The sequence below is a fragment of the Nonomuraea sp. NPDC049750 genome (assembly GCF_040659625.1).
Classification (GTDB): Bacteria; Actinomycetota; Actinomycetes; order Streptosporangiales; family Streptosporangiaceae; genus Nonomuraea.
Window position 1 is genome coordinate 12,705 of record NZ_JBFANB010000040.1, and the last position, 24,451, is coordinate 37,155.

Annotated in this window: 27 protein-coding genes and 1 pseudogene; 15 read left to right on the forward strand and 13 right to left on the reverse strand. The window is 69.2% G+C overall.

Annotated features, from left to right (window positions below):
* Nucleotides 1-6: 6 nt before the first annotated feature.
* The 7 genes from AB0J16_RS52440 to AB0J16_RS52470 all read right to left on the reverse strand — a co-directional run bounded on the left by AB0J16_RS52440 (nt 7) and on the right by AB0J16_RS52470 (nt 6,280).
* Nucleotides 7-672, reverse strand: a complete 666-nt coding sequence (locus tag AB0J16_RS52440; RefSeq protein WP_358554578.1) for a hypothetical protein — start codon at nt 670-672, stop codon at nt 7-9.
* Nucleotides 673-815: 143 nt separating this feature from the next.
* Nucleotides 816-1,835 carry a hypothetical protein gene (locus tag AB0J16_RS52445; protein WP_358554581.1) on the reverse strand — a complete coding sequence of 340 codons (1,020 nt, stop codon included), beginning with the start codon at nt 1,833-1,835 and terminating at the stop codon, nt 816-818.
* Nucleotides 1,836-1,856: 21 nt separating this feature from the next.
* The gene (locus AB0J16_RS52450; RefSeq protein ID WP_358554584.1) at nt 1,857-2,825 is read right to left on the reverse strand and encodes a branched-chain amino acid ABC transporter permease; all 969 of its coding nucleotides are present in this window, start codon (nt 2,823-2,825) and stop codon (nt 1,857-1,859) included.
* Nucleotides 2,822-3,682 carry a branched-chain amino acid ABC transporter permease gene (locus tag AB0J16_RS52455; RefSeq protein ID WP_358554587.1) on the reverse strand — a complete coding sequence of 287 codons (861 nt, stop codon included), beginning with the start codon at nt 3,680-3,682 and terminating at the stop codon, nt 2,822-2,824. Before AB0J16_RS52455 ends, AB0J16_RS52450 begins: the two co-directional genes overlap by 4 nt.
* Nucleotides 3,679-4,338 (reverse strand): ABC transporter ATP-binding protein, encoded by a 660-nt coding sequence (locus tag AB0J16_RS52460; protein ID WP_358554590.1) that lies wholly within the window; start codon nt 4,336-4,338, stop codon nt 3,679-3,681. Before AB0J16_RS52460 ends, AB0J16_RS52455 begins: the two co-directional genes overlap by 4 nt.
* Nucleotides 4,335-5,090: an ABC transporter ATP-binding protein gene (locus tag AB0J16_RS52465; protein ID WP_358554592.1), complete on the reverse strand. Its 756-nt coding sequence runs from the start codon at nt 5,088-5,090 to the stop codon at nt 4,335-4,337. Before AB0J16_RS52465 ends, AB0J16_RS52460 begins: the two co-directional genes overlap by 4 nt.
* 2 nt (nt 5,091-5,092) lie before the next feature.
* Complete coding sequence (locus AB0J16_RS52470; protein WP_358554595.1) at nt 5,093-6,280, reverse strand: ABC transporter substrate-binding protein; 1,188 nt, start codon at nt 6,278-6,280, stop codon at nt 5,093-5,095.
* A gap of 168 nt (nt 6,281-6,448) precedes the next feature.
* On the opposite strand from AB0J16_RS52470, the gene AB0J16_RS52475 reads away from it, so the two are divergent.
* Entirely contained in the window at nt 6,449-7,549 is a 1,101-nt protein-coding gene (locus AB0J16_RS52475; RefSeq protein WP_358554598.1) for a 5-methyltetrahydropteroyltriglutamate--homocysteine S-methyltransferase, read from the forward strand.
* Between the two features lie 95 nt (nt 7,550-7,644).
* Here AB0J16_RS52475 and AB0J16_RS52480 read toward each other — a convergent pair whose 3' ends face one another.
* Nucleotides 7,645-8,412 carry a class I SAM-dependent methyltransferase gene (locus tag AB0J16_RS52480; RefSeq protein WP_358554601.1) on the reverse strand — a complete coding sequence of 256 codons (768 nt, stop codon included), beginning with the start codon at nt 8,410-8,412 and terminating at the stop codon, nt 7,645-7,647.
* A gap of 70 nt (nt 8,413-8,482) precedes the next feature.
* Between AB0J16_RS52480 and AB0J16_RS52485 the strand changes: the two genes are divergently transcribed.
* Nucleotides 8,483-9,052, forward strand: coding sequence for a CGNR zinc finger domain-containing protein (locus AB0J16_RS52485; RefSeq protein WP_358554604.1), 570 nt, complete (start codon nt 8,483-8,485; stop codon nt 9,050-9,052).
* 99 nt (nt 9,053-9,151) lie between these two features.
* On the opposite strand, the gene AB0J16_RS52490 is transcribed toward AB0J16_RS52485, so the two are convergent.
* A complete protein-coding gene (locus AB0J16_RS52490) occupies nt 9,152-10,078 on the reverse strand; it encodes a D-2-hydroxyacid dehydrogenase family protein (RefSeq protein WP_358554607.1) in 927 nt (308 codons plus the stop codon).
* Nucleotides 10,079-10,238: 160 nt separating this feature from the next.
* Between AB0J16_RS52490 and AB0J16_RS52495 the strand changes: the two genes are divergently transcribed.
* On the forward strand, nt 10,239-10,790 hold the full coding sequence (locus AB0J16_RS52495) for a CHRD domain-containing protein (protein ID WP_358554610.1): 552 nt from the start codon (nt 10,239-10,241) through the stop codon (nt 10,788-10,790).
* A gap of 559 nt (nt 10,791-11,349) precedes the next feature.
* Here the strand turns inward: AB0J16_RS52495 and AB0J16_RS52500 are convergent.
* A pseudogene (locus AB0J16_RS52500) lies at nt 11,350-11,484 on the reverse strand (ClpX C4-type zinc finger protein); the annotation flags it as partial.
* A 17-nt stretch (nt 11,485-11,501) separates the two neighbouring features.
* A complete protein-coding gene (locus AB0J16_RS52505; RefSeq protein WP_358554613.1) occupies nt 11,502-11,843 on the reverse strand; it encodes a hypothetical protein in 342 nt (113 codons plus the stop codon).
* A 335-nt stretch (nt 11,844-12,178) separates the two neighbouring features.
* Here AB0J16_RS52505 and AB0J16_RS52510 point away from each other — a divergent pair, with 335 nt between their 5' ends.
* From AB0J16_RS52510 to AB0J16_RS52550, 9 genes are all read left to right on the forward strand, one after another.
* Nucleotides 12,179-14,005 (forward strand): glycosyltransferase family 2 protein, encoded by a 1,827-nt coding sequence (locus AB0J16_RS52510; protein ID WP_358554616.1) that lies wholly within the window; start codon nt 12,179-12,181, stop codon nt 14,003-14,005.
* A 76-nt stretch (nt 14,006-14,081) separates the two neighbouring features.
* Nucleotides 14,082-15,131, forward strand: a complete 1,050-nt coding sequence (locus AB0J16_RS52515) for an energy-coupling factor ABC transporter permease (RefSeq protein ID WP_358554619.1) — start codon at nt 14,082-14,084, stop codon at nt 15,129-15,131.
* A 30-nt stretch (nt 15,132-15,161) separates the two neighbouring features.
* Nucleotides 15,162-15,953, forward strand: coding sequence for a cobalt ECF transporter T component CbiQ (cbiQ, locus tag AB0J16_RS52520; RefSeq protein ID WP_358554622.1), 792 nt, complete (start codon nt 15,162-15,164; stop codon nt 15,951-15,953).
* Nucleotides 15,950-16,711, forward strand: a complete 762-nt coding sequence (locus tag AB0J16_RS52525; protein ID WP_358554625.1) for an ABC transporter ATP-binding protein — start codon at nt 15,950-15,952, stop codon at nt 16,709-16,711. The genes cbiQ and AB0J16_RS52525 overlap by 4 nt, the downstream gene beginning before the upstream one ends.
* Nucleotides 16,712-16,821: 110 nt before the next feature.
* Nucleotides 16,822-17,160 (forward strand): STAS domain-containing protein, encoded by a 339-nt coding sequence (locus AB0J16_RS52530; RefSeq protein ID WP_225294105.1) that lies wholly within the window; start codon nt 16,822-16,824, stop codon nt 17,158-17,160.
* A gap of 48 nt (nt 17,161-17,208) precedes the next feature.
* Nucleotides 17,209-17,982 (forward strand): SDR family NAD(P)-dependent oxidoreductase, encoded by a 774-nt coding sequence (locus AB0J16_RS52535; RefSeq protein ID WP_358554628.1) that lies wholly within the window; start codon nt 17,209-17,211, stop codon nt 17,980-17,982.
* Nucleotides 17,983-17,988: 6 nt separating this feature from the next.
* Nucleotides 17,989-18,753, forward strand: coding sequence for a crotonase/enoyl-CoA hydratase family protein (locus AB0J16_RS52540; RefSeq protein ID WP_358554631.1), 765 nt, complete (start codon nt 17,989-17,991; stop codon nt 18,751-18,753).
* 102 nt (nt 18,754-18,855) lie between these two features.
* Nucleotides 18,856-19,470, forward strand: coding sequence for a rhomboid family intramembrane serine protease (locus AB0J16_RS52545; protein WP_358554634.1), 615 nt, complete (start codon nt 18,856-18,858; stop codon nt 19,468-19,470).
* Nucleotides 19,471-19,566: 96 nt separating this feature from the next.
* The gene (locus tag AB0J16_RS52550) at nt 19,567-20,115 is read left to right on the forward strand and encodes an RNA polymerase sigma factor (protein ID WP_358554637.1); all 549 of its coding nucleotides are present in this window, start codon (nt 19,567-19,569) and stop codon (nt 20,113-20,115) included.
* Here AB0J16_RS52550 and AB0J16_RS52555 read toward each other — a convergent pair.
* On the reverse strand, nt 20,098-21,327 hold the full coding sequence (locus AB0J16_RS52555; RefSeq protein WP_358554640.1) for a transposase: 1,230 nt from the start codon (nt 21,325-21,327) through the stop codon (nt 20,098-20,100). The two genes, AB0J16_RS52550 and AB0J16_RS52555, sit on opposite strands and share 18 nt — an antisense overlap.
* A 137-nt stretch (nt 21,328-21,464) precedes the next feature.
* Between AB0J16_RS52555 and AB0J16_RS52560 the strand changes: the two genes are divergently transcribed.
* Both AB0J16_RS52560 and AB0J16_RS52565 read left to right on the forward strand, forming a co-directional pair.
* Entirely contained in the window at nt 21,465-22,382 is a 918-nt protein-coding gene (locus tag AB0J16_RS52560) for a hypothetical protein (RefSeq protein WP_358554643.1), read from the forward strand.
* A gap of 145 nt (nt 22,383-22,527) precedes the next feature.
* A complete protein-coding gene (locus tag AB0J16_RS52565) occupies nt 22,528-23,079 on the forward strand; it encodes an EF-hand domain-containing protein (protein ID WP_358554646.1) in 552 nt (183 codons plus the stop codon).
* A 307-nt stretch (nt 23,080-23,386) separates the two neighbouring features.
* On the opposite strand, the gene AB0J16_RS52570 is transcribed toward AB0J16_RS52565, so the two are convergent.
* The gene (locus AB0J16_RS52570; RefSeq protein ID WP_358554649.1) at nt 23,387-23,923 is read right to left on the reverse strand and encodes a TIGR00645 family protein; all 537 of its coding nucleotides are present in this window, start codon (nt 23,921-23,923) and stop codon (nt 23,387-23,389) included.
* A 133-nt stretch (nt 23,924-24,056) separates the two neighbouring features.
* On the opposite strand from AB0J16_RS52570, the gene AB0J16_RS52575 reads away from it, so the two are divergent.
* Nucleotides 24,057-24,431 carry a BlaI/MecI/CopY family transcriptional regulator gene (locus AB0J16_RS52575; RefSeq protein ID WP_358554652.1) on the forward strand — a complete coding sequence of 125 codons (375 nt, stop codon included), beginning with the start codon at nt 24,057-24,059 and terminating at the stop codon, nt 24,429-24,431.
* Nucleotides 24,432-24,451 lie beyond the last annotated feature (20 nt).

A 24,451-nucleotide genomic window follows, 5' to 3' on the forward strand; every position in this document is an offset into this window, starting at 1 on the left:
GTTACGTCACACGTACTGGACGACCGCGTCGAGGTTGGCGAGGTACTCGCCCGCGTTCAGGGTGATGCCGGTGATGTCCTTGACCGTGCTGCTGAGGTACGGGCTGACGTAGAACGGCCAGTACTTCGGCCCGACGCCGCCCTCCAGCGGTCGGGGCGTGGCCACGGTCGGCAGGAACTCCGCCAGCTTGTACGTCGCCACGAGCTGCTCGCCCTGCTCGACCCCGTCGATCGCCACCCCGGCGTGAGCCCCGTCAGCGCGCAGGTGGATGTCGTGGATCGTCACCTTGTGGCCGCTCTTGACGTCGTTGAGGGCGAAGCCGCCCGGGTAGTACACGCCGTTGCAGGGGTCGATGTGGTCCTGCTGCCAGCCGATCGGCATGTAGACACCTTTGTTGTCGGGCTTGGCCTCGATCGGGTCGACTCCTTCCACCTTGACACCCCGGTCATCGAGCAGTTGGACGACTTTCGGCCCGAAATCGAAGTTGGCGTGCCCCTTCGGGCCGAAGTACGGCAGCTTGAAGCAGACGGCGCTGAGCTGGTCCACGGGCGGACCGCCGGGGACCGCGGGTCGCGGGGGGAAGGGATTGGCGGCCGCGGACAGGGCCGGTGCCGCCAGGAAGATCGCGGCGACGAGTGCGGCGGTTCGAGCGACGAGAGGGAGAGCGCGCATGCTGTGCACCTTTCATCGTGCGGAGGGTATCTGGCCTTTGACCAGGTCGGATGCACTCACAGTAATCGATCTACTACGCACGGTAAAGTGCTTGTAAAAGAAACCTCTTCAGGGGCCATTAGCCACCAAATAGCATCAAAGGCTCATGATCCGCTGATGTTGAACGGCGCGAACCACTGGCTGATCACCCGCACCTTTCCGGACGACGGAGGGATGACGGCGACGTAAATGGCCCCGCTCTTCATGGTGACCTTGGATTTGTAGAACGTGCCGCGGCTCAGCGCCTTCCAATTGGGCTGCGACAGCCCCAATTCCGCGGCGCCGGGGCGGGCGGTGAAAGTGTCCTGTTCGCGCATGCCGTACCAGACCACGGCACCGCCGGCCGATGTCTTGAGGGCGAAGACCTCCGGCGCGAGTTGCGGCTGGTATTTCAGATTCCACTGGCCCTGCGCCTTTTGCCGGTCGCTCCGCAGGCTTGCCACGAGTTCGGTGGTGTAATCCCCGGCCGCGAACAGCTGCTTGGCGCCCGCGTCCGCGCCGAGTGTGCTCATCAGGCGCGCGTGCGCCGTGGCCGCCTGCCGGGGTGAGACGGCGAGGCCGCCGCGCTCGTCCACGTTCAGCGCGGTGGCGTAGCCGTTGCCGTCCTTGGCGATGGCGGGTGGCCGCGTCGCCGAGGCGGAGACCACGCGCCACCCTTCGGTGGTCTGCTGGAAGATGAGTTGCGTCCAGTTCGACCCGGTTTTGTACTCGGCCAGGAACCAGTCGCCACTCGCCGGGATCGCGAACCGGGACTCGTCGACTCCGGCGCGGCCCTTCCTGCGCTCGCCGAGCAGCGTGTCCATCCGGGTGTCGGCGTTGGTCAGCTGCAGCGAGAGTCCCGCTTCCGCGGCCTCCCAGCCCTTGCCTTTCGAACTCGCCTGCTTGGCCAGGCGTTCGTACCGATCGAGAATGTTCTTGGCCTCGGAAGGGGAGACCGACGCGCCGGCCGGCAGCGGATTCGCGGTCGCGCCGCCCGCGAACGCCGGTGCCGCCGGTTCGCCGCCGCCATTACACGCGGCGACACCGGAAAGCGCGAGGACAATGGCCGAATAGCGGATCCTCATGGCAAGTCTCCGGAAAGTCGATTGCCACGATGTACGCAGTGGCCCCCGATCCGGGTTCACCGCTATTCCCAATCGGCAAGTTCACCGGGAATTGCCGCGCGGATTCGGCGAACTACGCCGGGCGAACGTGGGCAGCAGCCCCCGGGGCATGAAGAGGACGACGAGGATGAGGACGAGCGCGTAGACCGCGTACGACAGCACGCTCGGCGCGTACGTCGGCATCCCCGGCAGGTTCGCGACCCGGTCGAGCCCCTGCACGAGCAGCGTGATCGCGGTGGCCCCGACGACGGCTCCCCAGATCGTGCCAAGGCCGCCGACGACGGCCATGACGATGTACTGGATCGAGATGAGCACCGGGAACGACCCCGGCGCGACGTACCCGGTGTAGAAGCAGTAGATACCGCCCGCCAGGCCGGCGAAGGCGGCCGACAGCGCGAACACGACGAGCTTGTAGCGGCCGACCGGGATCCCGGCGGAGGCGGCGGCGGTCTCGCTGGTGGCCAGGGCGCGCAGCGCCCGGCCGGGCCGGGAGGCGATCACGTTGTGCGTCACGAGCATCACCAGGGCCAGGCCCGCCCAGGTCAGATACGCGTACGCGGACGCGCTCTCCGCCTCGACCGAGCCGATGCCGAACCGGGGGATGGCCTGCAGCCCGATGTCGCCGCCGGTGAAGTCCAGCTGCCCGGCCAGGGAGAGAAGGATCAGCTGCATGGCCAGGGTGGCGAAGGCCAGATGGTGGCCGCGCAGCCGCAGCAGCGGCGTACCGATGACGAGGGCGAACGCCGCCGCAGCGACGGGCGCGGCGATCAGCCCGGCCAGGGGAGGGACGCCGTTCAGCGCGAGCAGGGCGGCGGTGTAGGCGCCGATGGCGTAGAAGGCGCCCTGGCCCAGGGAGACCTGCCCGGCGTACCCCATCAGCAGGGAGACCCCGACCGTGACCATGGCCGCCAGGCCGAGCAGGATGTACACGGCCAGCGAGCTGTCGTCGAGCACGGCGGGCAGGACGAGCGTGACGGCGGCGATCAGCAGCCCGGCGGCCGCCCGCTTCACACCGTCTCCTGATGGATCGTCGATCGGCGGCTCGCCTGTACGACCATGACGACGAGCATGAGACCCAGAGCGACCTCCAGCTGGTGAGACCCGTAGCCGTACCCCGCCGCCATCGTCTCGGCGACGCCGAGCAGCAGCGCGCCGCCGAGCGCGACGCCGGGACGGGTGAGCGCGCCGAACACGGCGGCGGCGAAGCCGTTGACGATGAGCGTGACGTCGGTGTCGAACGAGATGGGCCGCAGCGGCGTGACCAGCACGCCGGCGATGCCGCCGAGCAGCCCGCCCAGAGCGAAGGCCAGCAGGCCCATCAGCCGGGTGTCGATGCCGATGACGCGGGCGGCGAAGGGGTTGGAGGCACACGCGGTCAGCGCCTTGCCCAGGTAGGTACGGCCGAAGAACAGGATGAGCAGCACGAACGTCGCCGCGGTGACGGCGATGACGAGCAGGTGCTGGGTCTGGACGTGGGCCCCGGCGATGGTCACCGAGCCGGCCAGGCCGGGGGCCGAGCGCGGCTGGTCGCCCCACAGGACGATCTCGACGGCGTACGCGAGGACGCCCACGCCGAGCGTGACGATGAGCGACGACAGCGGGGTGGTGTCCCGTTTGCCGGTGGCGGCCAGGCCGGTCAGCAGGCCTGCGAGCGCGGCGACCAGAACGGCGGCCACCTCGCTGACCCCGTGGGGGACCCCGAGCCCCAGCAGTGAGGAGGTGCAGAGCCCGGCGACGACGGCGAAGGTGCCCTGGGCGAAGTTGACCACCCCGGTGACCCGGTAGATGGTGACCAGCCCGCTGGCGATGAGCGCGATCGCGCATCCGACGGCCAGGCCGTTGAGCAGGTAACCGATGAACGCGCTCATGTGATCGCCCCGCCCAGGTACGCGCCGGCCACGCGCGGGTCGTCTGCCAGCTCGGCGCACTCGCCCTCGGCCACCACGCGCGCGGATTCCAAGACGTAGGCCCGCCGGCACAGCTCGAAGGCCAGCCGCGCGTTCTGCTCGATGAGCAGCACCGTCAGCCCGTGCGTACGGTTGAGCTCGACCAGGTGTTCGGCCAGCTTGGCGGTGGGCAGGGGAGCGAGCCCCAGCGACAGCTCGTCGACCACGAGCACGTCGGGCCGCGCCATCAGGGCCTGGCCGAAGGCCAACATCTGCTGTTCGCCGCCCGACAGCACACCTGCCCGCCTGCCGGACAGCTCGGCCAGCCGCGGCAGCAGCTGGTAGACGAACGACGGGTCGCGCTGCCGGGAGCGCCAGCCGCCGAGGGCGAGATTGTCGGCGACCGACAAATCCGGAAACACCTGGCGGCCCTCGGGGATGAGCGCCAGCCGGCCGTCGATCCGCACGGTCCCGGAGGCCGGAGTGAGCAGGCCCGCCAGGGTGTTGGCCAGCGTCGACTTGCCCGCGCCGTTCGGGCCGAGCAGCGCGACCATCTCGCCGCGCCGTACCGACAGCGTGACGTGATCGAGCGCGGTGGCCGCGCCGTACGAGACGACCAGGTCGCGGACGTCGATCATGAAGCCTGTCCGAGATAGGCGGCGAGTACGAGCGGATCCGCGCGCACTTCGGCGGGGGACCCGTCCGCGATGACCCGCCCGAGGTCGAGGACGACGACGCGGTCGGCGAGGCGGGTCACGAAGGCGACGTCGTGCTCGATGAGCAGGATGGTCAGCCCGCTCGCGCGCAGCTCCTCGACCAGGGCGGCGAGCCGTTCGCGCTCGCCGCCGCGCAGCCCGGACGCGGGCTCGTCGAGCAGCAGCAGCCGGGGCCGCGCGCACAGGGCGCGGGCCAGCTGCAGCGCCCGCTGCTGGCCGATCGGGAGCTGGTCGGCGGGCCGATCCGCCCACTCGGCCAGCCCCACCCGGTCGAGGGCGAGGTCCGCCTCGCGGGCGATCTCCCGCTCGTCGGCGCGATGCCGCGGCAGCCGCAGCGCCGCCGAGACGAACCCGGCCCGGGTACGGCTGTGCGCCCCGACCATGACGTTCTCCCTGACCGTCATGCCGCGGAACACCCGGGCGCCCTGGAAGACGATGGACATGCCCAGCCGGGCCCGGCTGTCGGGCGCCAGCCGCTCGACCCGGCGCCCGAGGAAGGCGATCTCGCCGCGGTCGGCGAGCAGGTGGCCGGTGATGAGGTTGAACAGCGTGGACTTGCCCGCGCCGTTGGGCCCGATGATCCCGCACACCTCGCCGTCCGCGACGCTCAACGTGACGTCGTCAACGGCGTAGACGCCTCCGAAGGAGCGCGATATCCCGGTGACCGCCAGCACCGCTACTCCGCGGCCACGGTCTTGGCGAGCTGCGCCTTGGCCCAGGGCGTGGTGATGAACTGGCCGTTCTTCACGGTGTTGACCGAGATGTACTCGGGGGAGAGCCCGGAATGGTCGGTGGGGGAGTAACGGAAGCGGCCGTTCGGGGTGACCAGGTCCATGGTCTCCAGCGCCTGCTGGATCTTGGCCTTGTCGGTGCCGCCCGCCTTCTTGATCGCCTCGAACAGCAGCAGGCTGGCGCTGTAGCCGTCCTGCGCGAACTGTGGCGGCGGATATCCGTACTTCTGCTGATACGGCTTGGCCATCTGCTCGATGACCTGCTTCTGCTTGCCGTCGGGTAACTGCTCGCCCACCACGCCGATGGCGCTCTGCACGGTCATCCCCTCGGCCGCCGCGCCCATCGGCTCCAGCCAGAGCTTGCTGGCCTGGGAAGCGGTCAGGAACAGCGGCACCTTCAGCCCCGCGGCGGCATACTGCTTGGCCGCGGTGACGCCGGGCGCGCCGGAGCCCCAGAAGACCAGCGCCTCGGCCGCGGAGCCGCGCACATGGGTGAAGAGCGGGCTGAAGTCGGAGGTCGTGGTCTCGTACGGCTCGTCCACGGCGATCTTGACGCCGTACTTCGGGGCGAGCGCGACCATGGCCTTGTGCCCGGACACGGAGTAGGCGCTCTTGGAGTCGTAGGCGACCGCGACCGTCTTGAGGCCGGTGGCCTGGAGGTACTGCAGGTAGCGCTCGGCGTACATGCTGGACAGCGCGGGGGTGACAAAGACGTACGACTTGATCGGCTCGACCTGCTCCTGGGCGGGAGCAAGCGACAGGTAGGGCATCTTGTCGCGCTGCGCCAGGGGCTCGATCGCCAGGGCCGAGTTGGAGAAGACCGGGCCGATCAGCGCGTCGATCTCGCCCTTGATCTGGTTGTAGGCCACGATGCCCTGGTCCGGCGCGGTCTTGTCGTCGCGGGCGACGAGTTCCACCTTGCGGCCCAGCAGGCCGCCGCCATTGTTGATCTGCTCGACGGCCAGTTCGACGGCCTTCTTGTCCTCGCTGCCGAGCGGGGTGTAGTTACCGGTGAGCGAGACGATGAGGCCCACTTTGATGGGATCTTTAGCGCCGGATTCGCCGCCGCCACCGCTGCCGCACGCGGCCGTGGCGAGAACGAGACAGGCCAGGGACGGGAGAAACCTGTGCATCAGGACCTCCAGGACCGCGAATGTGGCCCTGAATGTAGGCAGGGCCTTTACGCCTGTCAATAGAGTGCCCAACATTGTGATCAGGTGGACGTTGGGCAGAACCGTGACAGCCGTTGCATAGTGGCCTAACTTTGGGCGTACTACGTACGCCTAGAGAAGGTGATCCACATGCGCACCTCCCCACCTTTCCGCGCGGACCATGTCGGCAGCCTGCTCCGGCCACCCGCCCTGCTCAGCGCCCGTGAGAGTCTCACCGGCGAGGCGCTGCGCGAGGTGGAGGACGAGGCGATCCGCGAGGTCGTGCGCAGGCAGGAGGAGCTGGGCCTGCAGGCGGCGACCGATGGGGAGTTCCGCCGGGCCTCCTGGCACATGGACTTCATCTACCAGCTCGGCGGCATCGGCCAGGCCACCGGCGAGCACATCACGGTCCGCTTCCACAACGAGCAGGGTGACCTTGAGTACACCCCCGCGGCGATGCGGGTGCACGACAAGATCAGGCTGACCGAGCCGATCTTCGCCGACCACTTCACGTTCCTGCGCGACACCGTGACCACCGCGGTGCCCAAGCTGACCATCCCCTCGCCCAGCATGGTCCACTACCGGGGCGGACCCGCCTCCATCGACCCGGACGTCTATCCCGACGTCGAGGAGTTCTGGAGCGACCTCAGCGCCGCCTACGCCGAGCAGGTACGCAAGATCGGCGAGCTGGGCTGCACCTACCTGCAGTTCGACGACACCAGCCTGGCCTACCTGAACGACCCGGCGCAGCGGGCCGAGCTCGCCGAACGCGGCGACGACGCCGAGCACATGCACCTGCGCTACATCAAGCAGATCAACATCGCGCTCGCGGCCAAGCCCGAGGGCATGGCGATCACCACGCACATGTGCCGCGGCAACTTCCGCTCCTCCTGGGCGGCTTCCGGGGCCTACGACTTCGTGGCCGAGGCGCTGTTCGGTGAGCTGGCGGTGGACGGGTTCTTCCTGGAGTTCGACGACGAGCGCTCGGGCGGCTTCGAACCCCTGCGCTACGTACCGCCGGGCAAGATGGTGGTGCTCGGCCTGGTCACCACCAAGCACGGCGAGCTGGAGTCCAAGGACGCGCTCAAGCGGCGCATCGACGAGGCCGCCAAGTTCATCGACCTGGACCAGCTCTGCCTGTCACCGCAGTGCGGCTTCTCCTCCACCGTCGAGGGCAACGTGCTCGACGCCGACCAGCAGTTCGCCAAACTGGCCCTGATCGCCGAGACCGCGCGGGAGGTGTGGGGCTAGGAGACCCCGGTCAGGCGCGGACGGCTGTCAGGCGCGGACGGCTGTCAAGCGCGGACGGCTGTCAGGCGCGGACGGCTGTCAGGCGCGGACGGCTGTCAGGCGCGGACGGCGCAGAGGAGGCGGTTGTTGCCGCGCTGCCAGAGCGTGCCGACCTCGGCGAAGCCCGCCGCCCGCAGGGCCTCGACGTGCTGGGACAGCAGCCCGGACTCGGTGCCGCTGTGGTTCGCGCCCGCGGTCGTGCGAGCGGTACGGGCATCGTTGAGCTCGGCGAAGGCGGGCTCGGCGGCGATCGAGTCCCACCACTGCCGCCAGTCCTCGGGCCGGCCGTCGGCGAACACCCGGTCGGTGTGGCGGTCGTGGACGGCGCGTTCGAGCCGGGCGATGGCCGGAGTGGCGGCGTCGTCGGAGTCGAAGTGGTCGCCGTTGAGGAGCAGCCCACCTGGCCGCAGCACGGAGACCAGGTCGGCGTACAACTTCCGGAGCTCCGGCACGGCGAGCCAGTGCAGCGCGGTGGTGCTCACCGCGACGTCGGCCGGGCGGTCCAGGGACAGCGAGTCTGTCCAGCCCGGTGTACGCAGGTCGAGGTCGACGAAGCCGAGCCGCGGGTACGCGGCCCGGCCGAGGCCGAGCAGCAGCGGGTCGGCGTCGATCGGGATCACTGTGGCCTTGGGCAGCCGCTCCAGGAGGCGGGCGGACAGCGAGCCCGGCCCGCAGCCCAGGTCGATGACCAGCGGGTCCGGGCGGCCCAGCGCCTCGACGGCGTCGATCAACGCGGTGAAGCGCTCCTCGCGGTCGGGCAGGTAGCCCTCCTGCTGCCGGTCCCAGCGCGCGATCCAGTCGAGTGCGATCTCGTGAGTGAGCACGTCGTCTCCTTGTGACCCTCGTTTAAGCTTTAGACAGTCACAAGCTAAAGCATAGGATGTAACTGGTCAAGTGGATTTCAACAGTCACACGGACGCGGTGGTCCGAGTCGCCGTGGCGGTGGTCAATGTGCTGACCCCTGGCGAGAGCCGGGGGCGGCCCTGGCCGGCGCTGGACGATCTCGCCACCGCCGCCACGGACGTGCTCCGTGCCGTCTACCCCACGCATCCCGAGGTCACCGAGGCGGAGAGCGGCGCGTACGCCGAGATCGCGGCGCGCCTGCGCCTGGTCTTCGAGGCCGTCGCGGCGGACGACATCGACACGGCGGCGACGCAGGTCAACAGCCTGCTTGAGGAGTCGCACGCCCGGCCGACGCTCCAGCGGCACGACGGCGAGCCGTGGCATCTCCACTTCCACGGCACGGGTGGCACCCTGGCCGACGACTGGGCGGCCAGCTGCGCCACCGGGCTCGCGATCGTGCTCGGCGGCGAGTTCTTCGACCGGCTCGGCGTGTGCACGGCGCCGCACTGCGACCGGGTCTACGTGGACGTGTCGCGCAACGGCACGCGCCGCTTCTGCTCCACCGCCTGCCAGAACCGGGTCAAGACCGCGGCCTTCCGGGCACGGGGAAAGGCCACGTGAGCAGCTGGACTGGGGGTGCCCGCGAGCAACCGGACCGAGGTGCCCGCGAGGACCGGGGTTGCGTGAGCAGCCGGACCAGAGCCCCCGCGAGGGCCGGGGTTACGTGAGCAGTCGGACCGGCGCGCCCGCGAGGAATGCCTCGATGTCGGCCACGGCCTCCTGGAAGTACGTGCGGTAGTTGCCCTGGGTGACGTAGCCGAGGTGCGGGGTGGCCAGGACGTTCGGCAGCGTGCGCAACGGGTGGTCATCCGGAAGCGGTTCCTGGTCGAAGACGTCCAGCCCGGCGCCGGCGATGCGGCCCTCGGTCAGCGCCTCGATCAGGGCGGCCTGGTCCACGATGGCCGCCCGCGAGGTGTTGACCAGATAGGCCGTGCGACGCATCAGCGCCAGCTCCGGAGCGCCGATCAGCCCGCGGGTCCGGTCGCCGAGGACGAGGTGGATCGACACGATGTCCGACTCGGTCAGCAGCGCCTCTTTCGTGGCCGCGTACCGTACGCCCAGCTCGTCCGCCCGGTCGGCGGTGAGGTTGCGGCTCCAGGCGACCACGTCCATGCCGAAGGCGCGGCCGATGGCGGCCATCTGGGAGCCGATCTTGCCGAGGCCGAGCAGGCCGAGGGTGCTGCCGCGCAGGTCCAGGCCGATCGTGTGCTGCCAGGGGCCGCCCGTCCGCAGCGCCGTGGCCTCGGGGATCAGGTGGCGGGCCAGGCCCAGGATGAGGGCCCAGGTCAGCTCGGTGGGCGGCGCCGAGCTGCCGGCCGTCCCGCAGACCATGACGCCGTGGGCGCGGGCGGCGTCGAGGTCGATGGAGGCGTTGCGCATGCCCGTCGTGATGAGCAGGCGCAGGTTCGGGAGCCGGGCGAAGAGCTCGGCGGGGAACGGCGTGCGCTCCCGCATGATCACCAGGATCTCGTGGTCGTGTACGGCCCGCACCAGGTCGTCCTGCGTGGCGAAGTGCTCGCGAAAGCTCGTCGCCCGCACCGGGGACCAGTCGGCGAGGCCGAGTGCGATATCCTGGTAATCATCCAATACGGCACAGCGCAGCATAAATGCGGATATTACCGGCGCTGTCTCCGGCAGGTACAGGTGCTTACCGTCAAGCCGCTTCGCCCATGATCCGCCGCCTCGAAACACCGACACATGAGTGCGGCAGGGTGTCCTGAAGTGTGATGGGAGAGGACCACATCCCATGAGCAGACCCTTGGCAGTCGCCACCCTCACCACTGCGGCCCTCGTCACTGGCCTCGCCGCCCTCCCGGGCCCCGCCACGGCGAGCCCGATCGGCACCGCGAGCCAGGCCGCCGCCGCGAGCCCCGCCGGCGTCGCCGACCGCGGGCAACGCGTCGTCATGACCGGCCGGCAGGAGGTGCCGGGTCCAGGTGACCCGGACGGGCATGGCGCCTTCACCTACCAGGTGAAGGGCGAGACGCTCTGCTACACCATCGCCGCCGACCGCATCCTGCCCGCCACGGCCGCCCACATCCACCGGGGCAAGAGAGGCGTGGCAGGCCCGATCACCGTCACCCTGAAGGCCCCGACCAAGGGTCCCGCGAAGGGCTGTATCAAGGCGGCCAAGCAACAGAGCGGTTCGAACGCCGCGCTCGTCCTGACCCAGAACGAGCTGCACGCGATCGTCAAGTCGCCGGATCGGTACTACGTCAACGTGCACAACGCGAAGTATCCGGACGGCGCCATCCGCGGCCAGCTCCCCGGCGGGGGCGGCGGGTCCGCGACCCACTGAGGCCGGTTCTCCGGTGGGGTCCGCGACTCGCTGAGGCCGGTTCCCCGAGTTGGGTCGGTGACCTGCTGAGGCCCGCTCCCCGGGCCAGGTCGAGCGGGTCGATGAGATACTGATCCCCTGCTCCAGCTCCCCGGTGCGATCGGGGAGCTGGAGCCCGTTCAACGGGTGGACAGGCTTTCGGCCTCCTCATGCAACGCCGCGATGAGGATCAGCTCCAGGTGGAGCTCGGCCAGATCGGGCGCCGCGAGGCCATCGAGGACTTGCATGGTGGGCCTCCCTGGCATCAAGGACGCCCCACAAGTCACAGGGGTTTACCGATCATTTCCCTGGACGGTCATTCCCTGAACCGTTCCCAGGCGGACTGCCGCGTCATGCCGAGCGAGGCGCCGATGCGCTCCCAGCTGACGTTCCTGGTGCGGAGGTGTCGTACCCAGTCGTGCAGATTGTCGTCGACCTGGACCTGCACAGCAGCGATCTTGGGGAGGTGATCGAGGATCTGGTCCTCGCTCATGGTCTCCCACATGGGCAGGCGGGGCTCGGGGGAGGGGTCGAGCCCCACTTCCTTGAGGATGTCGGCGCACAGACCCACACATTCGTTGCAGATGTGCACGCCGGGTCCGGCGATGAGCTTGGCTACGTCGGCGCTGCTCTTGTGACAGAACGAGCAGCGCAGGTTGTCCATCCAGTCAGGCATGGCCTGACAGTAACGCGTCAGGTGGTGCCTGACAACCCCGTGAGCTCCTGCATGATCTCCTGCCGCTCCTCGTTGATCCGGCGGCAGATCGTCACGTACGCGTTCAGCACCTTGCAGTACGCCTGGCGCGCCTCGTCGAGCTGGGCGCCACGGATGACGATCCGCTCATGGTCGCCCTGTGCCTCGGCCTCGGCGAGCAGCGCTCGTGCCTCGTCCACGATCTCTTCCGCCCTGATCCGCGTACGGCGGAGCAAGGCGGAGCATTCATGGAGCTCTCCCAGTCGCGCTGAGGAGACGATGAACTCCGCATCGTGTACGGCCGAGCCGGTCACCCTGGGCCCGCGAAGATCGGATCCCACTCTCGCCACCTCCCCGGTCAAGGTTGCCTCACTGTAGACGCGTCATCCCGTCCCGTGGATCACCTGACCTCGCGTGGGGGTAGGGCATCCTTCCCCCGGAGGAGGTTCTCTCCACCCAGGTGGGAAAACAGCGTCCCTGAATCCCGTTCGGTCCCGCCGGATTGTGCGGATTGGCGGGTTCACCTGCGCTTATGCGATGAGTGCGGCGAATCTTCTGTCTGGGGAAAAGGCGCGGATGAAGAGGCGAGATCGGCCACGCGATGCCCGGTCGTCATCACATACTGAAACGACGTGACTGCGGTAAGTGATGGCGGCTGAGGGGCGCGGTTGTGGCTATGGCGACATCGAACGGCGACGAGGACGCGGTGGACGTCAGCGTCATCATCCCGGCCCACAACTGCCGTGAATACCTGGACCGGTGCCTCACCGCCGCGCTGGTGCAGCGGATCAGGAAAGAGATCATCGTCGTCGACGACGGATCGACCGACGGCAGCGACGAGTTGCTCGACCTCTACGCCACCTACCACAAGGGCAACGTCAAGGTCGTCAGCATCGCCGCCTCGGGCGGCGCCGGGCGGCCGCGCAACATCGGCATCGAGCACGCCACCGGCCGCTACGTCTTCTTCTGCGACGCCGACGACTACCTGGGCCCCGAGGCGCTCGAACGCATGGTCGCCATGGCCGACCGCAACGGCTCCGACATCGTGCTCGGCAAGGTCGTCGGGCACGGCAGGCGCGCTCCGATGTCGATGTTCCACCGCGGCGCCGAGCGGGCCGAGCTCGGTGACAGCGCCGTCTACAACAGCCTGAGCTGCTTCAAGCTGTTCCGCCGGGAGATGCTGATCAGTCACGGCATCAAGTTCGGCGAGGGCATGCTGGTCGGCGAGGACATCCACTTCACCGTGCACGCCTACTGCCACGCCAAGGTGATCTCCGTGGTGGCCGACTACGACTGCTACCACCTGGTCTCCAGGTCCGACGGCAGCAGCATCATGCAGCAGCCGGGCAGCCGGGACCCGCGCGGCTGGCTCGGCATGATCCGCGGGCCGATCCAACTCATGACCGAGCACGTCCCGCCGGGGCCGCTGCGCGACCATCTGCTCCGCCGGCACTTCAGGCTCGACGTGTTCGAGCAGCTCGGCGTGCCGTTCCTGAAGTCGGACGAGGTGCAGCGCAAGGAGATCGCGCAGGAGGTGGCCGCGCTCTGCGACAGGTGGCTGACGCCCGGCGTCTACGCCAAGCTCAGCCGGACCGACCAGCAGCGCATCGCCGCGCTCGGCGACATCCACCGCCTGGTGCGGCTGGCCCAGATCGAGGGCGCCGCCGTACGCCGCCGGCTGACCGGCCTGCGCTGGGAGGCCAACCGGCTGGTCGTGACCGGGGTGGCCGGGCTCGACGGCATGCCGGAGCACGACGGGGTCGCGCTCGTGCTGCGCGCCCGCAACGTGCGCGGGCAGGAGCTGATCGTGCCCGCCGAGCGCGAGGGCGCCGCGTTCGTCGCCAGCGTCGACGTGGCCGCGCTCGACTCCGGCATCTGGGACCTGCGGGTGGCCGTCGAGATGGAGGGCGTGGTCCGGTACGGACGGCTCGGCGCCGACCGCGACGGCTGCGTCACCCGCCCGGCGCCCCGGCTCATCGGCGCCGTGGTGGCGCTGCCGTACTTCACCAAGGACAACGGCAACCTCAGCATCGACGTCGGCGGGCACCTGATGACCGTGCCGGGCCGGGCCAGGATCCACCGGACGCGCTGGACGCTCGGGCGGCGGCTGCTCATCGATGGCGAGGTCACGGTCGTGGGCGTGATCCCGGCGGCCTCGGCGATCACCCGGCTGGTCTGGCGCGAGCGGCGTACGGGCAACGAACGGGCCGAGCGGGTGGTCGCGCTGCCGGGCGGCGGGTTCGCGGCCCGGCCCGCGATGGGCAAGTTCGCGCCGGGCATCTGGGACGCCTATCTGGAGGTCGAGCTGGGCGGGCCGCCCGCGAGGTTCCGGATCGAGACCGACGCCCAGACCGTCGCCGCGCCGCGCCGGCTGTGGGGCAGGTTGCGCGGCGGTGCCATGCTGCGGAGCGTGCGGCCGTACGCGACGTCGGGCAAAGGGCGGCTGAGCACGGTCGTGCTCAAGATGACCACCCGTACGGCCTTCCGTAGAATTCTCCGCTAATTGCCATCTATGTGCAGGTGCAAGACGATGTCCTAAAGTAGGCGTATTGCAACACCGCTTGACGAAGGGCTTTGCCGTGCACGTACCCGATGGCTTCTTCGACGCGGCCGTATCCGTGTCCGCCGGCGCGGTCGCCGCCGCCGGGCTGGCGGTCTGCCTGCGCGGCGCGCGCCGCGAGCTCGACGACCGGACCGCGCCCATGGCCGGGCTGGTGGCCGCGTTCATCTTCGCCGTCCAGATGCTCAACTTCCCCGTCGCCGCGGGCACCAGCGGGCATCTGCTGGGCGGGGCGCTGGCCGCGATCCTCGTGGGGCCCTATACGGGCGTGCTCTGTATGGCCGTGGTCCTGCTGGTGCAGTGCGTGTTCTTCGCCGACGGCGGCCTCACGGCGCTGGGCATCAACATCACGATCATGGGCATCGTCACCGTACTGGTCGGATGGGGCGTCTTCCGGCTGGTCGCGCGGCTCGCCAAGGGCAGGGGCGGCGTGACGGTGGCCGCCTTCCTCGCCGCGCTGGTCTCCGTGCCGTCTGCGGCCCTGGTGTTCTCGGCGCTGTTCTGGGTCGGCGGCACCGCGCCGATCGAGGTCTCCGCGGTGGCGGCCGCGATGGGCGGCGTGCACGTGCTGATCGGCATCGGCGAAGGCGTCATCACGGTCCTGACCGTCGGCGCGGTGCTGGCCGTCCGGCCGGACCTGGTGTACGGCGCGCGCGGGCTGAGCACGCCCCTCGTACTGAGGGGCGCTGAGGACGCGACCGCAGGGGCGACTGTGGGGACGACCGCGGGAACGACGGTCACGGTGGGCGCCGCCGAGGAGCCGGTGCCCGCCGCCCGCGGCCCGTTGCGGGCGTTCCTGCTCGGTGGCCTCGGCCTGACGCTGGTGTTGGCCGGGATCGTGTCCTTCTTCGCCTCCTCCAATCCCGACGGTCTGGAGGCGGTCGCCGAGAACCATGGATTCCTCGACCAGGCCACCCACCACGTGTTCGGCTCGTGGGCGCTGGCCGACTACGGTGATGTGGGCGGCATCCCGGTGGGTGTCGCCGGGATCATCGGAGTCGGGCTCGTGCTGCTCATCGCCGGGGGCGTCGCCTATGCCGCCCGTGGCCGGGAGAGGGCCCGGGTCTGAGGCGAGTGAACGAGAGACGGTGAGTGTCGGGTGGGCGCGGGGCACCATCATCAGCTCTACCTGGCAGGGGACTCGGTCGTGCACCGGCTCCCGCCGCAGTGCAAGCTGCTGGCCGTCGCCGCCTTCGCGATCGTGGTGGTGGCGACGCCGAGGGAGCGGTTCTGGGCCTTCGGGCTCTACGCGGTCCTGCTCGCGGGCGTCGCGCTGGCCGCCAGGGTGCCGCTGACGTACGTGCTGCGGCGGATGGTGGTCGAGCTGCCCTTCGTGCTGTTCGCCTTCCTCATCCCGGTGATCGGGCTGGGGGAGCGGACGAGCGTGCTGGGCGTCTCGCTGAGCGTGGCCGGGCTCTGGGCCGGGTGGAACATCCTGGCCAAGGCGACGCTGGGGGTGGTCGCCTCGATCCTGCTCGCGGCCACCACCGAGCCGCGGGTCATCCTCATCGGTGCCCAGCGGCTCCGGCTGCCCAGCCTGCTGGTGCAGATCGCCATGTTCATGCTCCGCTACATGGACGTGATCATGGATGAGATGCGGCGGATGCGGGTCGCGCGGGAGTCTCGTGGCTTCGAAGCCCGAAATTTCCGGCACATCCCGGTGATCGCGCGCTCGGCGGGTGCCCTGTTCATCCGCTCGTACGAACGGGGTGAGCGGGTACACCTCGCGATGCTCAGCCGCGGCTATTCCGGACGGATGCCGATGATGGACGAAATTTCGGGATCCGTTGGGCAATGGGCCACGGCCCTCGCTCTGCCAGGCGTCGCCCTGGCCGTACTAGGCCTGTCCGCCGTACAAGGCCTGTCAGCCGTACAAGGACTGTCACTGTGAACTCTCCGGCCGTCAACTCCCTCGAAGTCAACCGGCTCGCCTACGCCTACCCCGACGGGACGCAGGCCCTGTTCGGCGTGGACTTCACGATCCGGCGCGGCGAGCGCGTCGCGCTGCTCGGCCCCAACGGCGCCGGCAAGACCACCCTCGTCATGCACCTGAACGGCATCCTCACGGCCGGGCACGGCTCGGTGAGCGTGGCGGGCACACCGGTGCGCAAGGACACGCTCAAGGAGATCAGGCAGCGCGTCGGCCTGGTCTTCCAGGACCCGGACGACCAGCTCTTCATGCCCACGGTCAGGGACGACGTCGCCTTCGGCCCGGCCAACTCGGGCGTGTCGGGCGCGGAGCTGGAACACGCGGTCAAGGGCGCGCTGGAGCGGGTCGGCATGCTGGAGGTCATCGACCGGCCGCCGCACCACCTGTCGTTCGGCCAGCGCCGGCGGGTGGCCGTGGCGACCGTGCTGGCGATGGAGCCGGAGATCCTGGTGCTCGACGAGCCGTCCTCCAACCTCGACCCGGCCGCCCGCAGGGAGCTGGCCGAGGTCCTGCGCTCGCTCGACGTGACCGTGCTCATGGTCACCCACGACCTGCCGTACGCGCTGGAGCTCTGCGAACGCTCGCTGATCCTCTCCGACGGCGTGATCGTCGCGGACGGGCCCACCCGCGAGTTGCTCGCCGACGCCGAACTGCTCGCTCGCCACCGCCTGGAGCTCCCATACGGCTTCGCCATCCCCGCGCCGGCGGAGCATGGCTGATCCAGGAAGGTCATTTTCCTGTTTCGGGCCTCACATACGGATGATCCGAGTTTGTGCATGCCCGGTACCCGGGGATGTCGAAGTACAGTGGCTCATCGAGGAGGGGCCAAATGAAGCTGCGGCTTGCGCGACATGCCCTTGGCGATGCCGTGGTGGTGGCCGTTGAGGGTGAGCTGGACCTGTTCACGGCGCCGTTCCTCCGCGACGAGGTGCGAGACGCCATCAAACAGGATGGCGCCTGGCTGGTGCTCGATCTCCAGCAGCTGTCGTTCATGGACTCCAGCGGGCTGTCGGTGCTCATCGAGGCATGGCGGCTGGCCACGGGAGAGGGCGGCGGCGTGTCATTGGCCGGGCCGCAGGCCCCGGTGGCCCGCATCCTGCGCACGACCGGGCTCGACCGGCGGATCAAGGTATATTCCGATGTCGACACGGCCGTAGGCGAGATTTAACCCACCCCGAGTAGAACTTCATTCGGTTGGCGGGTTAGGGTCCGGGTTATGGACGTGAACGGATCTGCAGCAATCATCTCCGGCGGGGCCAGCGGCCTCGGCGAGGCGACGGCCCGCGAGCTCGCGGCCCACGGCGCCACGGTGGTCATCGCCGACCTCAACGAGGAACGCGGCAAGAGCATCGCCGACGAGCTCGGTGGGGTCTTCGCCCGGACCGACGTGACGGACGACGAGCAGGTACAAACGGCGGTCGACGCGGCCGTCGCCACCGGCAAGCCGCTGCGCGTGGTCGTCAACAGCGCGGGCATCGGCTGGGCCGAGCGCACCGTCAACCGTGAGGGCGCCCCGCACAACCCCGCCTCCTTCCGCAAGGTCATCGAGGTCAACCTGATCGGCACGTTCAACCTCATGCGCATCGGCGCGGCGGCCATCGCCAAGACCGAGCCGGTGGACGCCGACGGGCAGCGGGGCGTGGTCATCAACACCGCCTCCGTCGCGGCGCTGGAGGGCCAGACGGGGCAGCTGGCCTACTCGGCCTCCAAGGGCGGCATCGTGGGCATGACCGTGCCCGCCGCGCGTGACCTGGCGGCCATCGGCGTACGGGTGAACACCATCTGCCCGGGGATCATCGACACCCCGATCTACGGCTTCTCGCCCAACTCCGAGGAGTTCAAGGCCAAGCTGGTGGCGCCGGTGGTGTTCCCGAAGCGTATGGGGCGGCCCGGCGAGTTCGCGCACCTGATCAGGTCCCTGATCGAGAACGACTACATGAACGCCGAGGTCGTCCGCTTCGACGGCGGCATCCGCTTCCAGCCCAAGTGAGGTCACGTGTCTGACGAAGTGCTCGTCGAAGAGTCCGACGGCGTCGCCGTGATCACGATCAACCGGCCCGCCGCGCGCAACGCCATCAACGGCGCGGTGGCCCGTGGCATCGCGGCAGCCGTCGACACGCTGGAGGCTCGCCCCGACATTTCCGCCTACGTCCTGACCGGGGCGGGTGGCTACTTCTCGGCGGGCATGGACCTCAAGGGCTTCCTGTCCGGCGACTTCCCCGTGGTCGAGGGCCGCGGCTTCGGCGGCCTGACCGAGTCGCCGCCCAAGAAGCCGATCGTGGCGGCGGTCGAGGGCTACGCGCTCGCGGGCGGCTTCGAGCTCGCGCTGTCGTGCGATGTGATCGTGGCGTCGTCGGAGTCCACCTTCGGCCTGCCGGAGCCCAGGCGGGGCCTTGTGGCGGGCGCGGGCGGCATCATGCGGCTGCCGCGCCGGATCCCGTACCACGTCGCCATGGAGATCGCCCTGACCGGCGCTCACTACCCGGCCTCGCGCCTGTACGAGCTGGGGCTGGTCAACCGGATCACCCCGGCGGGCGAGGCGCTGGAGGGGGCGCTGGAGCTGGCTCGCAAGATCGCCGCCAACGCCCCGCTGGCCCTCGCGGCGACCAAGAAAGTGATCATCGAGTCGCAGGACTGGTCGCTGGAGGAGATGTTCGCCAAGCAGGGCGGCATCATCAGCCCGGTGTTCAGCTCGAAGGACGCGATGGAGGGCGCGGCGGCCTTCGCCGAGAAGCGCGCCCCCCAGTGGAAGGGCGAGTAGTCCTTTTCCCGACCCCCTCCCCTTTTTGGGAGGGGGTTTCTTAGCGCGCGCATAACTTCTTCTGCGTACGGTAAAGAAGGAAAGGTCTAGCGGGAGGGGCGCATGAGCGACTATTCGAGGTCCGCGTACGAGTCGGCCAAGCGTGGCGCGGGCACCCTCCTCGCCGGCGCCCTGAGCGCGACCTTCGTCATGGTCGTGATGCTCGCCGTGATGTGGGCCGTCGAGGTCGTCGACTACACGACGAACGGCAGCCTGGACCGCGAGTTCGGCATCGTCGGCTGGGACCCCTCGGGACTCGTGGGCATCTTCTTCGCCCCGTTCCTGCATGTGGGCTTCGGGCATCTGATGGCCAACTCGCTGCCGCTGCTGATCCTGGGGTTCTTGGCGGCGTTGCGCGGGCTCGGCCGGTTCTTCGCGGCGAGCCTGCTGATCATCGTGATCGGCGGTATCGGCACCTGGTTCACCAGCCCCGACACGATCACGGTGGGCGCGAGCGGCCTGGTGTTCGGATATTTCGGGTACGTCCTGGCGCGCGGGATATTCGACCGGCGCGTGTTCGACATCGTCATCGGGATTGGCGTGGGCATCGCCTACTACTCGATCCTGTGGGGCCTGCTGCCCAACCAGCAGGGCATCTCGTGGCAGGGCCACCTGTTCGGCCTGGTGGGCGGCGTCGTCGCCGCCTGGCTGCTGCGCCGCAAGCGCGAAGTGGTGTAGACCCGCGCTCAAATCAGGGTGAAATGCCAGTAGGGCCTCAGACATGTAAGGGGTGTCCGTAACCCCCGCATGAGGAGGCCACCATGGGAACCGCCGGTGGATGACGACCGAAGACACCGGTTCGAGGCCGTGTATGCCCAGACATACGAGCCGATTCTCGGATACGCCCTGCGTCGCTGTGATTCTCCCGAGGACGCGGCGGACGCGGTCGCCGAGACGTTCGCCATCGCCTGGCGCCACGTCGACGCCCTGCCGCCCCATGCGGAGGCCAGGCTCTGGCTGTACGGCATCGCCAGGAATGTCTTGGCCAACCAGCGGCGCGGCCAGGTCAGGCGGTGGTCCAGAAGCGTGGAGCTCAACGCCGACATCGCCGACCTCTACTCCCACTCGCCCGAAGGCAGCGTCGAGCTGGGCGCGATCGCGCAGGCGTTCAAGGAGCTGCACGAGGACGATCGCGAGCTGCTGTCGCTGGTCGCCTGGGAAGGGCTGGACCACGCCCAGCTCGCCAAGGTCCTCGACTGCTCACGCAACGCCGTACGCATCCGGCTCCATCGCGCGCGCAAGCGCTTGTCCAAGGCTTTGGCCGGCGCGGGCGTCTCCGTCAACCGTCTCCCCGTGGAGTCCAGATCAACTACCACCGGCTGAAGCCGGTGGTTTGCTCTCACGGTCCCGTCTGGCTGAAGGGAGGCCGGTAGCGTGTGGCTGGTTGATAACAGCCCAGCCCGCTACGCCACGTGCGGCGATGTTGCGGGCTGCGATGTGGTCGGCGTGCCCAGCGAGGCCGCACCTTTGGCAGACGAACCGGCCCCGCGCCGGCCGATTCGCCCTGCTGACGTGCCCGCATTCCGGGCAGGCCTGGGAGGTGTAGGCGGGGTCGACCAGCAGGAAGGCGACTCCGGCGCGGGCGGCCTTGTAGCGGGTGAAGGCGATCTGCTGGGCGAACGCCCAGCCGTGCAGGGTGCGCCGCTGGAACCGATGAGCCCTTACCCAGCCGCGGATGCCCTGCAGATCCTCCAGGGCGACACCACGGCCGGTGCGTTCGGCTTCACGCACCACAAACTTACTGATCTGGTGGTTGAGGTCGGTCATCATCCGTCGCTCACGCCCGGACAGACGGCGCAGCACCCGCCGCGCCGCAGAAGTCCCCTTCTTCTGCAACCGGCGGCGTTGACGGTGGCGCCGCTCGCGCAGGGTGCGGACGTGGCCGTTACCGCCGACCGGCCCCGGCAAAGCCGGGCCGGGCAGCACCGCACCATCGGAGGTGACCGCCAGGTTCGCCACCCCTTGATCCACCCCCACAAAGCCGCCCACCGGCTCACCCACCACCGGCTTGGGCAAGCTGAGCGCGACCTGCAGCAGCCACACCCCGCGCCGGCAGACCAGGTCAGCCTCCCCCATCGGCAGCGTGTCGATGGCTTTGAGGTCGTCTGGGCGGCCGGTGTAGGGGATGGTGACGCGGCCGGTGGGGGTCCACAGCGACACCGTGCGGGCGTCACGGTTGAAGCTCATCAGCCGGGCGTCGTACGGGATGGCGCCGTGCGGCCGGAAGATGTGCGCATGTTTCTTGGTGGCGCGCCGGTTGGCGTAGGCGCCGGCGACCCGGGCGATTGCCCGCACGGCCGCTTGCGCGCCCAGCCCGGCCAGTTGCGAACGCACCTCGTAGTAGGACAGCCGGTGCAACTCCACCACGGCGAAGACGCGATGCTGCCAGGCCAGGCGGGAGACGACGGTGGCCGCCTGATTGCACAACAGCACCGCCGCCGCCAGCGCCTCGGCCTGGTCCGGGGCGACTGTGAGCCGGAGCTGCACGATGGTGGGCAGGCCGTGGCGTTTGGTGGCGGAGCGGCGGATCGCCATCGTGCACCTCCTGTCACAGCGGCCTCACTCACCGCACACATTACCGAACGTGACCAAGTCTTTCCATACTGTTTTCGAGAGGAGGGGTGGCGCTACCTCCCGGACCTGAAGGACCGGGTCTCCGCGCCACCATTCAGATGAACGAGTTGAGCGAACCGGCCAGTGAACTCGCCAGGATCAGCGAACTCGCCAGGGTCAACGATGAGCAGTTGGCCGGCCAGGCGTCCGGTGCGGGGGCCCGTGCGCTGCTGGCGGCCATCGCCGAGGAGAAGCCAGGCACGGCAGCCGCAACCGTCGGGCGCCGGGCGCCGAGATCGCGCCGCGCCCGCCGCCTGCTCGTGGGGCTGGCCGCCACCGCCGCGCTCGCCACCGCCGTCGTCATGGGGCCGGTCCTGCTGGAGCGGAACGCGGGCACCGCCAGCTCGTACGCGAACGCCGCCATCGACATCGAGCTGCGAGGCGACGAGTACATCGCCAGGATCAAGGACCCGTTCGCCGACCATGCCCTGTACGCCGAGGCGTTCCAGGCGATAGGCCTCCACATCGGCCTGGAGCCGATCCCCGCCTCACCGACCCAGGTGGGCGCAATCGTGCGCTACGGATTCGCCGGAACCACCATGGCCGACAGGCTCGGTGGTGGCCTGGAGCCGGCCGGCTGCGCGCTGGGCCACGACGGCTGCTTCCTCACCGTCACAGTGAGCAAGGGGTTCAACGGCCGGGGCGTCTTCTACCTGGGCCGGCCGGCCAAACCCGGCGAGAAGTACCAGGCCTTCGGGGATGCCGGTAGGAAGGGCGAAATGCTCGAAGGCTACGACGCCGATGGGCGGACCGTGGGCAAGGTCGCGGCCGAGGCGCGCCGGCGAGGGCTGCGGGTGGTCTTCCGGATCATCGAGCCGAACCCGGACGGCAACGGCTTCGGCATGAACCCGGCGAAGCAGTTGGCCAAGGTCGGCGACCACTGGTACGTCTGGGCCGCCGAGCCCGAGCAGGACGGCACGGTGAGGCTGCTGGTCACGGAGAAACACCTCCCGAAGAACCCGGTAACTGGTAAGTAGAGCGCCTGCTACTCGACCCTGTAGGGCCTGCTGCCGGGCGCTCACCCTGACCTGACCGGCATGATCGACACCCGGCCACATCTCGACACACGAGACACTCCGTAGTGGAATGATTACGTAAAGTTTCCACGAAGGGAGCCACCCCGTGTCGAATCCTCTGGCCGAAGCCAACCTCAGGGCCGCGTTCGCCGTCATCGACGTCAACGGCAGCGGATATCTCGAGGCCGCCGACTTCGAGCGCTTGGGCGATCGGATGTGCGCCGCGCTCGCGCCCGACCCGGACACGCCCTCGCACGCGAAGCTGCGGGCGGCCTACCGGGTGTGGTGGGAGCAGATCCGCCGCGCCGACACCGACGAGGACGGCCGGGTGAGCTGCGACGAGTACGTCGCCCTCGTACAGGCGGGCGCGGCGGAGGATCCCCACTACTACGACAACGGTCTGCGGCCCGTCGCCGACGCGGTGTTCGACGCCGTCGACGCCGACGCGAACGGCTCGATCTCCCGGCCGGAGCTCGCCCGCCTGTATGCGGCGGTCGGCGAGTCCGCCGAGACGTCCAACGGCTTCTTCGACCGCATCGACACCGACGGCGACGGGCGCATCTCCCGCGAGGAGTACACGGCCGCCCTGCGGGGCATGTACGCGCCCGGATCGGCCGATGACGCGAGCGCGTGGGTGCTGGGCGGCCGCGACCGGTGAGCCCGGCCAGACCCTGACGCTCATGGTGGCCGGCGCGGAGTCAAGGAACGCCCGCCGGACATCCCGGCCCCGGAGGGGTGTCCCCTCCTAGCGGCCACTGCCACGACGGACCGGCTTCTTCCACTGCCCCGAAAGGGGCATCCCCAAGGGGACCTCAGCCACGACGGACCGGCTTCTTTCTCCCCCCCGAAGGGGGGATCCCTCCCAAAGAACCCCAGCCACGACGGACCGGATCCTCCTCCCCCCAAGGGGGATCCCACCGAAAGGACCCCAGTCACCACGGACCGTCACAGGGACCGAGACGGCACTAGGAGCTGTGCACCCGCTCGGCCGGAGACGAGGACAGCAGGCGATCAATCAGCGCCAGCCCGATGGCCGACAGGACGAAGGCCAGGTGGATGATCGTCTGCCACATCATCTTGCTGTCCGGGATCGTCTGGGCCTTGATGAACGTCTGCAGCAGGTGCACAGACGAGATGCCCACGATGGCCGTGGCCAGCTTGACCTTGAGGACGTTCGCGTTGACGTGGGACAGCCACTCCGGCTCGTCGGGGTGCTCGTTGAGGTTGATGCGCGAGACGAACGTCTCATAGCCCCCGACGATGACCATGATGAGCAGGTTGGAGATCATCACCACGTCGATGAGGCCCAGCACCGACAGCATGACCGTGACTTCCATGTCGGTGTCGCCACCATGGAGAGCGCTTTCGATCAGGTGCCAGAGCTCGACCATGAACTGCCAGACGTACACCCCCTGGGCCACGATGAGCCCCAGGTAGAGGGGGACCTGCAGCCAGCGGCTGGCGAACATCAGGTAGCCCAGGCCATTGGGCCGCCTGCTCATACTCATCCGGTATAACCCCTGTCACATGAGGATATGTCGCCACAACTGGGCGGAAAGGGAGATCAGCCCTGGTCGCGCGCGGGCCTTTTAGGGAAGAATGTTTCCTAACTCACCGAGCCGGAGGGTTGGTCTGTTGGCGAACCTGGGATCCCTGGAGCGCGCGATCATGGACGTGCTGTGGGACGCGGGTAAGCCGATGCGGGTGCGCGAGCTGCTCGCCACGCTCAACGAGGTGCGCGAGCTCGCCTACACCACGGTGCAGACCGTCGCCGAACGGCTGGTGAAGAAGGGGCTGCTCGTCCGCACGCCGTACCGTAACGCCTTCAAGTACGCGGCCGCCTACTCCAGGGACGAGCACGTCACGCGGCTCATGCTGGAGGCGCTGGCGGCCAGCACCGACCGGCTGCCGGTGCTGGCGAGGTTCGCGCAGAGCGTCGAGGAGGAGGACGCCCTGGCCCTGCTGGACGAGCTGTCGCGCCGGACGGGTCAAAAACGCTCAACCACGTAACGGGTCAGAACCACGTAACC

Bases quoted from the DNA above. Each gene is read 5' to 3' on its own strand.
- AB0J16_RS52530 (WP_225294105.1), top strand. From the start codon at position 16,822: ATGAAGCTGCGGCTTGCGCGACATGCCCTTGGCGATGCCGTGGTGGTG.
- AB0J16_RS52440 (WP_358554578.1), bottom strand. From the start codon at position 672: ATGCGCGCTCTCCCTCTCGTCGCTCGAACCGCCGCACTCGTCGCCGCG.
- AB0J16_RS52460 (WP_358554590.1), bottom strand. From the start codon at position 4,338: ATGATCGACGTCCGCGACCTGGTCGTCTCGTACGGCGCGGCCACCGCG.
- AB0J16_RS52495 (WP_358554610.1), top strand. From the start codon at position 10,239: ATGAGCAGACCCTTGGCAGTCGCCACCCTCACCACTGCGGCCCTCGTC.
- AB0J16_RS52560 (WP_358554643.1), top strand. From the start codon at position 21,465: ATGAACGAGTTGAGCGAACCGGCCAGTGAACTCGCCAGGATCAGCGAA.
- AB0J16_RS52455 (WP_358554587.1), bottom strand. From the start codon at position 3,682: ATGAGCGCGTTCATCGGTTACCTGCTCAACGGCCTGGCCGTCGGATGC.
- AB0J16_RS52470 (WP_358554595.1), bottom strand. From the start codon at position 6,280: ATGCACAGGTTTCTCCCGTCCCTGGCCTGTCTCGTTCTCGCCACGGCC.
- AB0J16_RS52475 (WP_358554598.1), top strand. From the start codon at position 6,449: ATGCGCACCTCCCCACCTTTCCGCGCGGACCATGTCGGCAGCCTGCTC.
- AB0J16_RS52570 (WP_358554649.1), bottom strand. From the start codon at position 23,923: ATGAGCAGGCGGCCCAATGGCCTGGGCTACCTGATGTTCGCCAGCCGC.
- AB0J16_RS52555 (WP_358554640.1), bottom strand. From the start codon at position 21,327: ATGGCGATCCGCCGCTCCGCCACCAAACGCCACGGCCTGCCCACCATC.
- AB0J16_RS52545 (WP_358554634.1), top strand. From the start codon at position 18,856: ATGAGCGACTATTCGAGGTCCGCGTACGAGTCGGCCAAGCGTGGCGCG.
- AB0J16_RS52510 (WP_358554616.1), top strand. From the start codon at position 12,179: ATGGCGACATCGAACGGCGACGAGGACGCGGTGGACGTCAGCGTCATC.
- AB0J16_RS52535 (WP_358554628.1), top strand. From the start codon at position 17,209: ATGGACGTGAACGGATCTGCAGCAATCATCTCCGGCGGGGCCAGCGGC.